Here is a 15,593-nt window from a genome sequence, read left to right on the forward strand (position 1 = left end):
CGTACCAGCACCTCCTCCGCGTCGTCCAGACAGCCCCCAGGACCCGCTCGGCCTCGGCGTACGACCGTCCTCGACGAGCCCGATCGACTCCAGGTCGCGGGCCACGAAGGACTCGTGGAAGGCGCGCGGGTTCTCATCACGTGGAAGGCCGGGCGGAGGTCGGCCGGCAACGGACGCATCTCCCGAAGCTTTTCCACAAATCACCGAACTCATCGGCTCACCAGCCCGTCAAACCCATCAGAACCCACCACGCAGGGAAGCCGGGTGGGTCGGTGGCCTGGGAGGGCCATCCCCCCGCCACCGCCCTCCGGTGCCCGTCCCCCGGAAAGGACCGGCATGCGCCTTGGCAAGAGCATCATCGCCGTGGTTTTCGCGGTCGCCGCAGTGGCCGTTCTGATCGTCGTCGGAGGCGGTTTCAAGCGCACCGACCCCGGTCAGGTGGCCGTCGTCAGGGACGGTGGCCCGCTGGACGACACCGGGATCCGCCAGGTCATCCCGCCCGACTCGGGGCTCACCTGGGTCGGCCTGTGGTCGTCGTTGCACTCCTATCCCGCCCAGCAGCGGATCTACACCATCACCACCGACGCCAAGCGGGCCAGCAGCAGCGGCGTGGACGAGGTGACCGTGCCGAGTGCCGACGGGGTGAACCTCGGCATCGAGGGCACGCTCTACTTCACGCTCAACCTCGATCAGGAGATGCTCAAGCGCTTCGATGACAGGTACGGCACCCGCACCTACCTGGGTCAGGACGGCGAGTCCCGCTACGCCTGGGACGGGGATGAGGGGTGGAACGCGTTCTTCATCCAGTCCGTGCGCCCGGTGGTCTACAACGCCCTGCGCACCCAGATCGGCGCCGCCGACTGCGCCGACCTGCTCTCCTCCTGCTCGCTGGTACAGACCTCGAACGACAAGGCCGATCCGGCCGCCGTCGACAGCAATGCCTCCATCACCCGGGCCCAGAACGGCATCAACCAGCTCCTGGAGCGCGATCTGGAGCAGCTGCTCGGCGGCCGTTTCTTCACCGGGTTGCGGTTCACCCTGGTCCGGGTGACGCTGCCGTCCGAGATCCAGGCCGCGGTGAACAGCGCCCAGGTCGCCCAGGCGGGGATCGCCGAGGCCAAGGCGAAGGCGTCGCAGGCCGACGTCGAGGCCGAGACGAAGATCAGGCAGGCCGAGGCGGACGCGAAGGCGTCGGTCGCGCTGGCCTCCGGCAGGGCCGAGGCGAACAAGAAGCTCCAGGAGAGCTACCGGAAATGCCGCGCCTGCGTTGAGATCGACAAGCTGAAGGCCCTCCCCGAGGGCATCACCGTCTACGCTCCGGGAGACTCCGATGTCGTCGTCCCGTCGAGGTGACGTCCGGACCGCCTTGGGCGAGCCTCACCCCACGAGGAGCGGCACCCACGTCCCGGGGCGACGACGAGGTCACATGGCGTCCTGGGCCTGGGCAGGCACGAAGCGGTACATATAAGATCATTAAATGATGGTATGTCCGCTTATTGGAATGATCTCTGGTCCTGGAACTCCCGAGAGGTTAGCGTCTGCGCATGCGCCACGTTGAGATCTCGGGCAAGAGACTCCGGTTGAGGGAAGTCACCATCGAGGACGTGGACGCCCTGCACGCGGTATACGGCGACCCCACTGCCACCGAGCACCTGCCGTTCAACCCCCGTACACGCGAGGAGGTCGAAGAGTCGATCATCGAGGCGATGAAGTCCTCGGAGGCCGAGCCCCGGCGTCTCTACGTACTGGCGGTGACCGACCTCGACGGTTGCGAGGCCTTCGGCGTCGCCAGGCTGCACATCGAGGCCGACCACCCGCACAGCGCGGAGATCGGCCTCGGGCTCCGCCCCGACCACTGGGGCCGGGGCATCGGCACCGACCTGATCCGGCTGATCCTCGCGTTCGGCTTCCGCGACCTGCGTCTGCACCGCATCTGGGGTGCCCGCTCCCCGGCCAACACCGCCGCCCAGCTGGCGATGCTGGTCGCCGGAATGGTCGAGGAGGGCAGGATCAGGCACCACGTCCGGGCTCGCGGAGCCTGGCGCGACTCCATCGTGCACTCGGCTCTGGAGGACGAATGGGAAGGCCACCGCGATGTCTGACCTCGGAGGATCCCCCGGCCGCGCAGCGAAGGGAGACACCGGGAGACCCGTCCCCGATGATCCCGCGCATCTCACCTTTCAGAATGTTGTGACGGAAATGCTGCCGTTTCCGGTCACGGGAAGAATCAAATGGCCCTAGAGTCCGCGCATGTGAGTGAGAGTCCCATCCTCCCCGTACGAGGGCGCCCGGTACGGCCCTCCGGCAGGCACCGCAGGCCCGTGCCTTCCCAGCTCCCGCCCGAGGCGCCGGCACTGGTGCTGGCCACGCTCGGCGACGCCTCCGGCACCGCCGCGGAGCTCGCGGCCCTCATCCGGGTGGACAACCCGCAGATCCAGGTCAGGCTGGCCGGGCTCGGCGAGGACGCCAAGGAGCTGACCTCCGAGCTGGAGTCAGCGGCCAGGGAACGGCCCAAGGACGCCACGGCCGCCATCGTGGTGCCGCTGCTGACCGGCCCGCACCCGGTCGCGGACCGGCTGATCTCCATGGCCGTCGCGGCCAGCGGCGTTCCGGTGACGGTCACCGACCCGCTGGGGCCGCACCCGCTGCTCGCCGAGGCACTGCACATCCGGCTGTCGGAGAAGAGCCTGGCCCGGGCCGACCGGATGCGGCTGCTCAACATCTCCAACCCGGTCGACACCCCGGTCGACGCGGTCATCCTCGCCACCGCCGGCGGAGAGAACGCGGCGGCGGAGGCACAGCCGACGGCTGTGCTGCTGGCCTCTCGGCTGACGCTGCCCGTCCTGGTCGCCTCGCTGGACAGCGCACCCGCCGTAGCCGACGCCGCCGGGCGGCTCCGCGGCATCGGCGCCCAGCGGATCGCCCTGTCCCCGTGCGTCCTGGGTCCCGAGGCGGCCCCGGGGCTCGCGAGCGCGGCGGCCGAGGAGATCGGGGCCGAGTGCGCCGACCTCCTCGGCTCCCACGACCTGATCGCGGATCTGGCCGCCCGCGCCTACGGAAGCATCCTGTCGGCGGACTGAGCGACCCGAGGTGACGGATCCCCTCTGACGGGTAATGACCTGCGTACGTTGTCAGAGGGGACAGATCATGCTGTACGGAAAAGAACATGTTGCGCGGTACCGGGCGACCGATGGTGCAGAAGGACACGAGTGGCAGGGCACCACCACCCTGATCCTCACCACCACCGGTCGCAGGAGCGGCGAACGGCACGACACCCCGCTCATCTACCAGCGCCACGGCGACGACTTCCTCGTGGTGGCCTCCAAGGGCGGCGCCGACAACCCTCCGCTGTGGTACCTCAATCTCCAGGCCGACCCCGAGGTCGGGGTCCAGGTGCTGGGCGACCGCTTCACGGCCAGGGCGCGCACCGCCACCCCGGAGGAGAAGCCCGAACTCTGGCAGATCATGACGGCGGCCTGGCCCGCCTACGACGAGTACCAGACGAAGACCGGCCGGGAGATTCCGGTGGTCGTGCTGGAACGCGTCGCCTCATGACCGGCGTTACGGCGACCGGTCGGATTCCACCACCTTCGGTCGCGCCAGAGCGCACCACCCTGTGAGGCGGGACCGGGGTGAGAACCGGTCAGGGCTCCAGCCAGACGTAACCCGCGAACCTGCCGGTCGTGCCCTCCCTGCGGTGCGAGAACAGGTCGGCGGTCTCGATGGTGCAGCGGGTGTCGTGGGTGATCTCCCCGACACCCGCCCTGCCGAGCTGCGAGGTGATCGCGGCCCGCAGGTCCAGTGCCGGGGTGTCCCTGGAGGTGATCGACCAGGCCTCGGGGAGGTGCGCCGCGACCTCCTCGCGCAGCTCGGCCGGGACCTCGTAGCAGGTGCCGCAGGCCATCGGGCCGACCAGGGCGGTCATCCTCGCCGGGTCCGCACCGCGCTTGGCCATCTCCTCGACCAGGGCCGTTACCACGCCGGACACGGTACCGACCCTTCCTGAGTGCGCGGCCCCTACCAGGCCCGCCCGTGGCTCGGCCAGCAGGACGGGCGCGCAGTCGGCACAGAGCGCGGCCAGGCCGAGACCCGGCACGTCGGTGCAGATCCCGTCCAGCGGCGGCGGGTCGTCACCGAACGGCTCGGTGACGTAGCGGACGTCGGCGCTGTGAACCTGCCGCATGAACACGACCCGTTCCAGGCCGAACTCGGCGGCCGTCCTGGCCCTGTTCGCCGCGACCGCGCCCGGTTCGTCACCGCACAGCCCTCCGAGGTTGCGGCTGCTGTACGGCTCGGCGCTGACGCCACCATGACGATCGGTGATCCTCATCTGAAAGTGCACGGCCCCGACCTTACTCGCCCAGGAACCTCGTTCCCCGGACGTTCGTTTCACAGGAACACGGATCCCCCGAGAGATTGCGAGCGTCATGGCGGAGGTTGTGTACGACCGCAAGGAGCAGTACCAGCAGATCGCGAGCGGTCTCATGCCCGGCGAGCAGATCATCGCGGTCTACGACGCCATCGGCACGGGCACCGGCTTCCTGGGGCTCACCGACAAGCGGGTGATCGTGCAGGACAAGTCGTTCGTCGGCAAGAGGATCGCCATCACCAGCATTCCCTACTCCAGGGTCTCAGCGGTGAGCGTGGTGAGCAACAAGTCGCTCGCCGGCTCCTTCTTCTCCTCCGGTGCCATCGCCATCCACGTGGGCACCCACACCTACGAGGTGGAGTTCCGGGGCGACAACAAGGCGCACCACGTGCACAACGTGATTCTGCACTTCATCGCCGCCTGAGGAATCCCTCACCCCCCGGCGGAGGCCGTCGTCCGGCCATCCGCGACCTGCCGGTAGAGCTCCATGGTCCGCTCGGCGATGCGCTCCCAGGAGAAGTGCTCCACCGCGCGGAGGCGCCCGGCCTCGCCCATCCGGGCCGCGAGGGCCGGGTCGGCCAGCAGCCGGTTGACCCGCTCGGCGAGGTCGGCGGCGAAGACGCCGGGGTCGTGCGGGGTGCCGTCGGCCGCCTGGTCGATCGGGACCAGCAAGCCGGTGGAGCCGTCGGCCACCACCTCGGGGATGCCACCGGTGGCGGTGGCCACGACCGCGGTCTCGCAGGCCATGGCCTCCAGGTTGACGATGCCCATCGGCTCGTAGACCGAGGGGCAGACGAACACCGTCGCGTGGGTGAGAATCTGGATCACCTCGGGGCGGGGCAGCATCTCCGAGATCCAGACGACGCCCTCGCGATCGAGCCCGCGCACCAGTTCGGTCACCTCGGCGGCGATCTCCGGGGTGTCGGGCGCGCCCGCGCACAGCACCAGCTGAGCGTCGGGGTTGACGTCACGGGCCGCGTGGAGCAGGTGGACGAGGCCCTTCTGCCGGGTGATGCGCCCGACGAAGACGACGTACGGCCGGCTCGGGTCGATGCCGTGCCGGACCAGGGCGTCGGTGCCGCGGTCGGGGGCGTACTCCCCGGTGTCGATCCCGTTGTGGATCACCGTGACCCTCTCCGGCGGGATCTCGGGATAGCTCGCCAGCACGTCGCGGCGCATCCCCTCCGAGACCGCGATGATCGCGTCGGCGCCTGCCAGCGCGCCGCGCTCGGCCCACGACGACAGCGTGTAACCGCCGCCCAGTTGCTCGGCCTTCCACGGCCGCAGCGGCTCCAGGCTGTGCGTGGTCACCACGTGGGGCGTTCCGTACAGCATCTTGGCCACGTGACCGGCGAAGTTGGCGTACCAGGTGTGGCTGTGGACCAGGTCCGCGCCCTCGCATCCGGCGGCCATCTCCAGGTCGACACCGAGCACCTGGAGCGCGGCGTTGGCCGCCTCCAGGCCGCCGGGCACCCGGTAGGCCGCGACGCCCTCCTCCTGCCGTGACGCTCCGAAGCAACGGACCCGGGTGTCGGCGAGCCTGCGCAACTCCCGGGCGAGGTACTCGACGTGGACTCCCGCACCTCCGTACACGTCGGGGGGATATTCACGGGTCAGCAGATCCACTCGCATACGATCAGCCTAGTGTTTTCACGCCTGTTCATCAGGTTAAGGTCCACACATGAGAGTCCTCGCGATCGTGCTCGCCGGTGGAGAAGGTAAGAGGCTCATGCCTCTGACAGCTGATAGAGCGAAACCCGCGGTGCCTTTCGGGGGGATATACAGGCTCGTGGACTTCGTGTTGTCCAACCTGGCCAACGGTCACTATCTCCAGATCGTCGTGCTGACGCAGTACAAGAGCCACAGTCTCGACCGGCACATCTCCCGGACCTGGCGCCTGTCGGCGATGCTCGGCAACTACGTCACGCCGGTCCCCGCCCAGCAGCGTCTCGGGCCGCACTGGTTCTCCGGCTCCGCCGACGCGCTGTTCCAGAACCTGAACCTGATCTACGACGAGATGCCGGACCACGTCATCGTGTTCGGCGCCGACCACATCTACCGGATGGACCCGCGGCAGATGGTGGAGCAGCACATCGAGACCGGGGTCGACGTGACCGTGGCCGCGATCCGGCAGCCGCTCTCCCTCGCCGACCAGTTCGGGGTCATCGAGGCGGACCCGGCGGGGCGGCGGATCGTCGCGTTCCGCGAGAAGCCGAAGGACGCGGTGGGCCTGCCGGACGCGCCGGACCAGGTCTACGCGTCGATGGGCAACTACGTCTTCAAGACCCAGGCGCTGATCGACGCGCTCAGGGAGGACGCGCTCGACCCGACGAGCAAGCACGACCTGGGTGGCAACATCATCCCGATGATGGTGAAGTCGGGCAGCGCGGAGGTCTACGACTTCGCCGACAACATCGTGCCCGGCTCCACCGAGCGCGACCGGGGCTACTGGCGGGACGTCGGGACGCTCGACGCCTACTACGAGGCCCACATGGACCTCATCGCGGCACATCCGGTCTTCAACCTCTACAACAGCCGCTGGCCCATCTACACCGGCCACGATCCGCTCCCCCCGGCCAAGTTCGTGCACAACGACGGCGACCGGGTGGGCCGGGCGATCGACTCGCTGGTCTCCGCGGGCGTGATCGTCTCCGGCGGGCTGGCGGAGCGCTCGATCCTCTCCCCCGGCGTGGTGCTGCACTCCCACTCCCAGGTCGAGGACTCGGTCCTGATGGGCAACGTGAAGGTGGGCCGGGGCGCCGTCATCCGCAAGGCCATCATCGACAAGAACGTGATCATCCCGGACGGCGCCAGGATCGGCTTCGACCCGGAGTACGACCGCAGCCGGTTCGCGGTGACCAGGGGCGGCGTCGTCGTCATCGGCAAGAACGAGATCGTCGAACGCTGATGCCCCGCCCGGTTCAGAGCCAGACGGTTGCCGCGGTGGCTGCCAGGAGGGCGATGTTGAGTCCGATCTTCCTGACCTCACTGCGGCTCAGGTGGACCGCGATGCCGCCGATCTGAATCAGGACGAGGCCGATCGCCGCGGCGATGGCGACTTTACCACACCTGGACCGCGCCGGAGCCGCAGGTTGACAAGTCCCACCGCAACGGAGATCGTTTTCCCGGAACGGATCGGCCCTTCCTCGGGCCGGCAGCGGAAAGGTACGGTGACGTTGATCATCGGTGTGCTGCTCTTCGGTGTTCTCCTCCTGGCCGCAGCTGCTTCCTGGGCCCGCCGAAGCTATGTGGTGATCACCGTTGACGGAACGAGCATGACGCCGACGCTGAGCGACGGCGACCGCGTCCTGGTGCGGCGGCGACGGCTCGATCAGGTGGGCCGGGGCGATGTCGTCGTGCTTGAGCCTCCGCTGGATCCTTCCGGTCGATACATGCCCGGGCCGTCCGGTCTGGACGGCCGACGCTGGAACATCAAACGGGTCACCGCGTTGCCCGGTGATCCGGTGCCGGCGGGGATCGCGGCCGATGCCGGCGTGGCTCAGGTGCCTTCCGGGGCGGTGGTGGTTCTCGGTGACAACCCGGCGGGCAGTGTCGACTCCCGGCAACGTGGGTTCTTTCCCGCGGACCAGGTGCTCGGTGTCGCGCTGCGCCGGTTGGGCGGACCGGCCCTGTAGCCGACGCCGGCAAGGAAGGAATGACCTTGAGGTTTCGACTCCTTGGGCCGATGCGGATCGAGGTCGACGGTTCACCCGTACAGATCGCGGCACCGAAACAACGCACCGTCCTCGCCATGCTGCTCGCCCATGCCGGGCACGTCGTCCCGGTCCGTTCACTGGTGGCGGAGGTGTGGGACGAACGACCACCCCACTCGGCGGTGGCGAACCTGCGCACCTACCTCATGCAGTTGCGCAGGCTGGTGACCTCCGCCGACGATCCGGCCGACGAGCAGCTGGTCACCACGGAGGCCGGCTACCTGCTGCGGGTCGAGCCGACCGAGTTCGATCTCTCCCAGTTCGAGGCGCTGTCCGCGCACGGTCGCCAGGCGCTGACCCGCCGGGACCTCGGCACCGCGCAGGACGCGTACGCCCGAGCTCTCGCACTGTGGCGAGGGACGGCGGCCGAGGACGTGCCGCTGGGGCCGACCATGCGGGAGGTGGTCGCCCGCCTCAGCGACCAGTATCTGAGCGCGGTGGAGGAGCACACGGAGATCCAGCTCATGCTGGGCGGGCACGCGACGGTGGTCAGGCGACTGCGCGAGCTGATCAGGCGACATCCGCTGCGGGAGCGGCTGTACGGCCAGCTGATGGTGGCGTTGTACCGGTGCGGCGACGTGGTCGGCGCGCTGGACGTATTCGGGATGGCTCGCCGGGCCCTGGCCGAGGAACTCGGGCTCGACCCCGGACCGGACCTGCGCCGGCTACACCAGGCGGTCCTGCGCAGGGACGCGGATCTGATGTCGCCGGGCAGGCCACCGACCGGCGGGAACCCGGCCAGATCACCGACAGCCGCGGACGGGCGCCCCCGGCCACGTCAGCTGCCGCGGGAGCCGACGATGTTCGTCGGCCGGTCGGCCGAACTCGCCCGGATGCTCACCGTGCTGCGCGGCCATCCGGAGGCGGGTACCGCACCGCCGGTCCTGACGCTGCACGGCCCCGGCGGAGTCGGCAAGTCGACGCTGGCGCTGCGGGCGGCGTACGCCATGGCCGGCCGCTACGCCGACGGCCAGCTCTACGTCGACCTGCAGGGATCGAGTCCAGGCCTGCCGCCGTTGCAGCCCGCCGAGGTGCTCGGCCGTTTCCTACGGGCCCTGGGAGTGCCGCACGGCGACATCCCCGCGGCGCCGGCGGAAGCGGCCACCCATTACCAGTCTCTGCTGGCCGACCGGCGAGTCCTGATCGTTCTTGACAACGCCGTCGACGCCGCCCAGGTCGCGCCGTTGGTGCCGGCGAGCGGCGGCTGCGCGGCGCTGGTCACCAGCCGGGCGGCGCTGACCACCATGGAGGCCGTGCAGGTCGCCGTCGAGGTACTCGACGAGGCGGACTCGGTGCGGATGCTCGCGCAGCTGGCGGGTCGGTCGCGAGTGACCGCCGAGGCCGAGGCGGCGGCCGACATCACCCGCCGGTGCGGCTATCACCCACTCGCGTTGCGCATCGCCGGCGCCCGTCTGGCCGCCCGCCCCGATTGGTCGCTCGAGCGGTTCGGCGAGCGGCTGCGGAGCCGGCAGCGTCGCCTGGACGAGTTGCAGGCCGCTGACCTGGCCATCCGATCCTGCTTTGAGATCAGCTACGAAACGCTGAGGAGCGGCGTGAGCGCGGCGGCGCGCGCCTTCCGGCTGTTCGGAGTGCTCGATGTGCCGGAGGTCAGCCTTGAGCTCGCCGCCGCTCTGCTCGACGTCGAGCCGAAGGTGGCCGAGGCGGCGCTCGACGAGCTGACGGAGGTTCGCCTGCTGGAGCCGGCCGGCGACGGGCGATTTCGCATGCACGACCTCCTCAGGCTGTTCGCCGCCGAGCTGGCCGTGGCCGAGGATGTGCCGACTGATCGGGTACGGGCCCTCCGGCGCGCACTGGACTGGTACCTCGATCTGTGCCGGCAGATGAGCGACCTGGTGGAACCGCACTTGCGGCCAAAAGTGGGCCCGCCGGACGGGCGGGACACAGGCGTGGCCTTCCGGAGCCCTGCGGAGGCGGTGCAGTGGTTCGAAACCGAGATGCCGTGCCTGGTCGCGGCCGTCACCCAGGCGACGACCGGAGAGCCCGAGGTCGCTCGCTTCGCCACCGATCTGATGCCGCTGGTCAGAGCTCGGGCGACGAAGTGCGGTCACTGGCGGGAGCTTGAGACCATGGCCCGGCTCGCCATCGAGGTGGCGCGGCGGCATGGTGACACGACCGGTGAGGCGTTCACACTGACGACGCTGGGGGTGGTGGAATGGCGCACCGGCCGGATCGACGCCGCTCGCGACTGCCTGCACCGCGCCCTCGAACTCCGGCGCGGCCTGGGCGACCAGGAGGCCGAAGGGCTGGCGCTGCACAACCTCGGCTGGCTGAGCATGCGCACCGGTGATCTCGATGACGCCCTCGACCACATCACCGCGGGGCTGCGGCTGATCGAGGCACACGGGTCGAACCGGGCCGGCATGGTCAGGCACAACCTGGGCGAGGTCCTGCTCCAGCTCGGCCGTTCGACAGAGGCAGCCGATTGCTTCGAACGGTGCCTGTCCGTCCGGAGGGCGGACCGTGACCTGTTCGGGGAGAGCATCACCCTGGCCGCGCTCGGCCGTGCCTACTGCCTGCTCGATCGTCGCGGCGAGGCACTGGCCACGTTCGAGGACGCGCTGAGCCGCTGCCGGGAGACCGGTAACCGGGAGGACGAGTGGGAAGTGCTGCTCAGCAGGTCCGAGATCTGGCTACGGCACGGTGATCCTGCCGCGGCTGTGGCCGACCTGGCCCAGACGCTGGAGCTGACCGCCCAGGTCGGTGACACCTACGGCCAGGCCGCCGCCACTCGCCAGTTCGCCAGGGCGCGTGCCGCGCTGGGCGACTCGCATGCGGCGGCGGAGGACGCCCGCAGGGCCGAGGTCCTCTTCGCGATGCCCGGGATGCGGCGCGATCCGGTGCTGGAGATGCTGCTCACCGCCCGGTTGTAGCTCGGCTGTATCGGCGGCTGTATGTCCCCAAAATAACGTTTCGGCTGCCCACATCGCTCGATGAAGGACTGAATCCACATGAACGTTCTGGGGAAGCTCGGCGACCACCTCCTCGAGAAGCTGGTACCGAAGGCGACCGCGAAGGCTGACGCCTCCTTCTGGCAGACCTGCTACTGCTACGGGACGACCAGATACGCCAAGCTCTGCTACGTCGTCGGCGGTACGACCGGCTGCGTGCAGGGCTGCGAGAAGCACGGAAAGTGCTGACCGAGCCGAACGTGTAGTCCGGACTCCGAGCGTGTTTCGCGGATCCTCACCACACGGTGATCCGCGAAACACGCCGGACAGTACGACTCGTGAGACGGTGAAGATGCTCTATCTGATGATCGCATGCCAGGCGTTGCTGGCCGGCGTCTTCGTGATCGCGCTGGCGGGCAAGGTTCGCGGGCGGGCGGCGCTCGACGAGTTCGTGGCCTCGATCGTGGCCCTCGGGATGTTCCCGCGCGCGAGGTCCGTGGTGGCGGCGTACGCCGTGCTGGGGGCGGAGGCCGTGGTGATCCTCGCACTCGTGCTGCCGTACACCCTGCTTTCGGGTTTCGCGGCGGCGACGGTGTTGCTCATCGTCCTGACCACCGGTATCTCGGCCGCCCTGCGACGGGGGCGGCACACACCGTGCCGGTGCTTCGGCGCTTCCGTCACCCCGCTGGGCCGGACACACGTGGTGCGCAATCTCGTTCTGATGGCGATCGGCTGCGTCGGACTGGCGGCCGGTGCCGCCGCCGGCGGCACCGGGCCCGCGGCGCACCCGGCCGGTGTCGCACTCGCGCTGGCCACCGCCGCCGTGGGCGTCCTGATCGTGGTGCGCCTCGACGACCTGATGGACCTGTTCACCACTTCCGTCTCGCCGCACTGATGTGCCGGCGCCTGACGTCCTTAAGTGAGGTTGTCCGATGACTTTCCTGATCGCCGCCGTCGTGCTGGTCGGCGTGCTCTGCCTCCTCGACCTGCTGCTCACCTTCGCGGTGCTGCGCCGCCTTCGCGAGCACACCGCCGAGCTGGCACGCCTCTCCGGAGGGACGCGGTTCGCTCCTTACGATCCGGGAGTCCTGGTCGGACGTACCCTGCCCTGGACCGACACCGACACCGACGGTGTCGACCGGCCGCAACTCGTGGCGTTCTTCGACGTCAACTGCGACGCGTGCCACGAGCACGCGCCACAGTTCGCCGTCACGGCCCGCACCCAGGCCGCCATGGCGGTCATCTCCGGTGCCGGTCCGAGGGCCGACGACCTTGTCCGGGTGGTCGCCGACGTGCCGAGCGTCATCACGGCCGAACGCGCCGACAGCTTGGTGAAGGCGATCGGCGTCGAAGCCTTCCCGACGTTCTTGCGCGTCGGCCCGGACGGCACGATCGTGGCGGCGCAGACGGAACTTGCGGCCCTCGCCGAGATGGCGCCGGCGAAGTGACGGCATCCCTGGCCTCCGACGCGACGCCAGGTGAGGGCCGGCTGCGGCGGTTGCTGCGAGCCGTCGGCACGGTGACGTCACTGTGCTGGCGGGCCGGACCCGGTCTGGCGGCGTCCCAGTTGGCGGTCACCGTCGTCGGCGGCCTGCTGCCCGTGGGGACCGTGTGGATGACGAAGCTTCTCATCGACGAGCTGGCGACCGGTCGCCCCGATCACGTACTGCTGCCGGTCGGCGGCCTCACCGCCATCGGGCTGGTCTCCGGGGTGCTTCCGCAGCTCATCATGTACCTGCGAGCCGAGTCGGAGCGCAGGCTGGATCGCCTGATGCAGGACCGCCTGTACACGGCGGTGAACGGATTCCAGGGCCTGTCGAGGTTCGAGAATCCGGCGTTTCTGGACGGGCTGCGCCTGGCCACCCAGGCTTCGGGAAGCACGTTGGCGCCCATCACCTCGGGTCTGTTCGACATCGGGCGCAATGCCATCACGCTGGTCAGCCTCTTGGCCGCGCTGGCCGTGCTGAGCCCGCTGATGGCGGGACTGGTGGCGCTGGCGGCGATTCCCGCCCTGGTCGCCCGGATGTCGCTGGAGAAGCGGCGGATGATGATGATCGCCGGGCAGTCCACGTCGATCCGGCGACAGCTCTTCTACTCCTCCATGATCACCGATGTGCAAGCCGCGAAAGAGGTCCGGCTCTTCGGGCTGGGCGGCTTCCTCAAGGATCGGATGTTCGGAGAGCTGGCCACCGTCCAGGCCGGTGAGCGGCGGCTGGACCGGCGGGAGGCGCTCACCCAGTCGCTGCTCGCGACGCTCTCCGCCGCGGTCAGCGGCGTGGGGTTGATCTGGGCGGTGTACGCGGCGGTGGACGGCCGGTTGAGCCTCGGCGACGTGACCGCGTTCGCCGCCTCCGTGGCCGGAACGCAGGGTGCACTGATCTCGGTGGTGGAGAACGTGGCCAACGCCCGTCAGGCGCTGTCCCTGTTCGGTTACCACGAGCAGGTGACATCGCTGCCCGACGACCTGCCGTCGCCGCGTCACTCCACTGAGGGGCCGGCCGCCACGCTGCCCGCGCTGCGGCGGGGCATCGAGCTGCGCGATGTGTGGTTCCGATACGACGAGAGCCACCCATGGGTGCTGCGGGGAGTCGACCTGACGATCCCGCACGGCACGTCGGTCGCGCTGGTGGGGCTCAACGGGGCCGGCAAGAGCACTTTGATCAAGCTGCTGTGCCGGTTCTACGATCCGTCCCGGGGGTCGATCCTCTGGGACGGCGTGGACCTGCGCGCCGTACCGCCTGCCGAACTGCGCGCCAGGATGGGCGTGCTCTTCCAGGACTACATGAGCTACGACCTGACCGCGGCGGAGAACATCGGGGTGGGGGAGATCGAGGCCCTGTCCGACCGCGCCAGGATCCAGGCCGCCGCCGGGATGGCGGACGTCCACGACATGGTCGAGGCGCTGCCCCGAGGCTACGACACGCTGCTGAGCCGGATCTTCTTCGGGGACGAGGAGGAGGACGCGCAGACCGGGGTGCTGCTCTCCGGAGGCCAGTGGCAGCGTCTGGCCCTGGCCCGCACGATGGTGCGCGAGCGGCGCGACCTGCTCATCCTCGACGAACCCAGCTCGGGTCTGGACGCGCAGGCCGAGTACGAGATGCACCGGCGGCTGCGCGAGCATCGCATCGGGCGCACCAGCCTGCTCGTGTCGCACCGGCTCGGTTCTGTCCGCGACGCGGACCTGATCGTCGTACTCGGCGACGGCCGGATCGTCGAGCGGGGAACGCACGACGACCTCATGGCCGCCGGCGGAGGATACTCCCAGCTGTTCGAGGTGCAGGCCAGGGGCTATCGCGAGGACGCCGGCGTTCAGTGACCGGGTGCGATCCCAGCCCCAGAGCAGCGGTGCGGAACGACCTGCGCCCGGACCCCGGGGAGGTCGTCGAACGCGGCGGACGAATCCATCGTGATCACGATTCACGCAGTGGCGGCGGCCGACGCGGCCGGCTCAGGAAACCGGTCGCCTCAGAACGGAGCCGGCCGATCGCCGTCCTCATCGCCGGAACGCCCCGGTGCCGGCGCCGTCAGGCCGGTGAGCGTCCCGGGAAGGGGGGCGGGCATGGGCGGATTCTCGACCCGGAAGCGAGGCAGAGCCTGGGGATACTTCTCGCGGACGAAGGCCACCAGGTGCTCGCGGATGTCGCACTTGAGGTCCCAGGCGCTGGCGGAGTCGGCGGCGCTCATCAGGGCGCGCAACTCCAGCAGCCCGTTGGGCAGGGTGTCGGTGACCTGGATGGTCCAGTCCTTCTGGTCCCAGAGCGGGTGCACGCGCAGGGCGTGGTAGAGCTCGGTGCGCAGTTCCTCGACCGGCACCGACCAGTCGACCCGGATGAACACGTGGCCGATCACCCTGCTGCTGTGCCGGGTCCAGTTCTCGAACGGGTTGGTCGTGAAGTAGGAGACGGGCAGGACCAGCCGGCGCTCGTCCCACAGCCGCAGCACCACGTAGGTCAGGCTGAGCTCCTCGATGCGGCCCCACTCGCCCTTCACCACCACGACGTCGTCCAGGCGGAGCGCGTCGCTGAAGGCCAGCTGAAGGCCGGCGAGCAGGTTGCCCAGTGTCGACTGGGCGGCGATGCCGACGACGACGCCGGCGATCCCGGCCGAGGCCAGCAGACCGGCACCGAGCGCCCGCACCTGGGGGAAGGTGAAGAGCATCGCGCCCAGCGCCACCACGATGATCACTGCCGAGGCGACCCTGCGGACCAGGGTGATCTGGGTACGGATGCGACGGGCCCTGCGGTTGCCCTCGCCCTGGACGGTGACCAGGTGCTCCAGGACCACGTCGGTGACGGCGTAGGCGGCCTGGATGACCAGCCAGGTAGCGCACCCGATCATCGCCATGCTGAGGCCGCGGTCGATCACCTGGCTGACCGAGCCCTCCGCCATACCGGGCTCGTAGACGGTGTAGGCGGTCGCCACGGCGGCCGTGGCGAACCCCGGCCAGGTGCAGCGGCTCACGACCGGACCGGCGAGCGCCCACTTCTCGCCGATCAGCCGTGAGCGCAGCACCCTGCGTACCACCTCCACCGCCACGATGGCGGCGGCCACGGAAATGATCATGATGATCCAGCTGGACACTGACGACTTCCCCTTCGTCGT

General features: G+C 69.6%; 15 protein-coding genes. 12 read left to right on the forward strand and 3 right to left on the reverse strand.

Annotated features, from left to right (window positions below):
* The first annotated feature begins 336 nt into the window (after positions 1-336).
* The 4 genes from ACQP0P_RS30310 to ACQP0P_RS30325 all read left to right on the forward strand — a co-directional run bounded on the left by ACQP0P_RS30310 (position 337) and on the right by ACQP0P_RS30325 (position 3,555).
* Positions 337-1,353, forward strand: coding sequence for an SPFH domain-containing protein (locus ACQP0P_RS30310; protein WP_433360914.1), 1,017 nt, complete (start codon positions 337-339; stop codon positions 1,351-1,353).
* Positions 1,354-1,544: 191 nt separating this feature from the next.
* Positions 1,545-2,102, forward strand: a complete 558-nt coding sequence (locus ACQP0P_RS30315) for a GNAT family N-acetyltransferase (protein WP_433360917.1) — start codon at positions 1,545-1,547, stop codon at positions 2,100-2,102.
* A 150-nt stretch (positions 2,103-2,252) separates the two neighbouring features.
* Positions 2,253-3,080, forward strand: a complete 828-nt coding sequence (locus ACQP0P_RS30320) for a sirohydrochlorin chelatase (protein WP_433360920.1) — start codon at positions 2,253-2,255, stop codon at positions 3,078-3,080.
* A gap of 67 nt (positions 3,081-3,147) precedes the next feature.
* A complete protein-coding gene (locus ACQP0P_RS30325; protein WP_433360923.1) occupies positions 3,148-3,555 on the forward strand; it encodes a nitroreductase family deazaflavin-dependent oxidoreductase in 408 nt (135 codons plus the stop codon).
* 88 nt (positions 3,556-3,643) lie between these two features.
* On the opposite strand, the gene pgeF is transcribed toward ACQP0P_RS30325, so the two are convergent.
* Entirely contained in the window at positions 3,644-4,330 is a 687-nt protein-coding gene (gene pgeF / locus ACQP0P_RS30330; RefSeq protein WP_433382185.1) for a peptidoglycan editing factor PgeF, read from the reverse strand.
* A 97-nt stretch (positions 4,331-4,427) separates the two neighbouring features.
* Between pgeF and ACQP0P_RS30335 the strand changes: the two genes are divergently transcribed.
* Complete coding sequence (locus tag ACQP0P_RS30335; protein WP_350919960.1) at positions 4,428-4,793, forward strand: PH domain-containing protein; 366 nt, start codon at positions 4,428-4,430, stop codon at positions 4,791-4,793.
* A gap of 8 nt (positions 4,794-4,801) precedes the next feature.
* Here the strand turns inward: ACQP0P_RS30335 and glgA are convergent, their stop codons facing one another.
* Entirely contained in the window at positions 4,802-6,001 is a 1,200-nt protein-coding gene (gene glgA / locus ACQP0P_RS30340; RefSeq protein ID WP_433360927.1) for a glycogen synthase, read from the reverse strand.
* Between the two features lie 97 nt (positions 6,002-6,098).
* On the opposite strand from glgA, the gene ACQP0P_RS30345 reads away from it, so the two are divergent.
* From ACQP0P_RS30345 to ACQP0P_RS30375, 7 genes are all read left to right on the forward strand, one after another.
* A complete protein-coding gene (locus ACQP0P_RS30345; RefSeq protein ID WP_433360930.1) occupies positions 6,099-7,277 on the forward strand; it encodes a glucose-1-phosphate adenylyltransferase in 1,179 nt (392 codons plus the stop codon).
* A gap of 91 nt (positions 7,278-7,368) precedes the next feature.
* Positions 7,369-8,004, forward strand: a complete 636-nt coding sequence (lepB, locus tag ACQP0P_RS30350) for a signal peptidase I (protein ID WP_433360933.1) — start codon at positions 7,369-7,371, stop codon at positions 8,002-8,004.
* A 26-nt stretch (positions 8,005-8,030) separates the two neighbouring features.
* Positions 8,031-10,973, forward strand: coding sequence for a BTAD domain-containing putative transcriptional regulator (locus tag ACQP0P_RS30355; protein WP_433360936.1), 2,943 nt, complete (start codon positions 8,031-8,033; stop codon positions 10,971-10,973).
* A 78-nt stretch (positions 10,974-11,051) separates the two neighbouring features.
* Positions 11,052-11,240, forward strand: a complete 189-nt coding sequence (locus ACQP0P_RS30360) for a hypothetical protein (RefSeq protein WP_433360938.1) — start codon at positions 11,052-11,054, stop codon at positions 11,238-11,240.
* A 103-nt stretch (positions 11,241-11,343) separates the two neighbouring features.
* The gene (locus ACQP0P_RS30365) at positions 11,344-11,886 is read left to right on the forward strand and encodes a MauE/DoxX family redox-associated membrane protein (protein ID WP_433382188.1); all 543 of its coding nucleotides are present in this window, start codon (positions 11,344-11,346) and stop codon (positions 11,884-11,886) included.
* Positions 11,887-11,923: 37 nt separating this feature from the next.
* Positions 11,924-12,439, forward strand: a complete 516-nt coding sequence (locus tag ACQP0P_RS30370) for a hypothetical protein (protein WP_433360941.1) — start codon at positions 11,924-11,926, stop codon at positions 12,437-12,439.
* Complete coding sequence (locus tag ACQP0P_RS30375) at positions 12,436-14,307, forward strand: ABC transporter ATP-binding protein (protein ID WP_433360944.1); 1,872 nt, start codon at positions 12,436-12,438, stop codon at positions 14,305-14,307. The genes ACQP0P_RS30370 and ACQP0P_RS30375 overlap by 4 nt, the downstream gene beginning before the upstream one ends.
* A 149-nt stretch (positions 14,308-14,456) precedes the next feature.
* Here the strand turns inward: ACQP0P_RS30375 and ACQP0P_RS30380 are convergent, their stop codons facing one another.
* A complete protein-coding gene (locus ACQP0P_RS30380; protein WP_433360947.1) occupies positions 14,457-15,572 on the reverse strand; it encodes a mechanosensitive ion channel family protein in 1,116 nt (371 codons plus the stop codon).
* Positions 15,573-15,593: the final 21 nt, after the last annotated feature.

The organism is Streptosporangium sp. CA-115845 (assembly GCF_050943795.1).
Taxonomy (GTDB): Bacteria; Actinomycetota; Actinomycetes; order Streptosporangiales; family Streptosporangiaceae; genus Streptosporangium.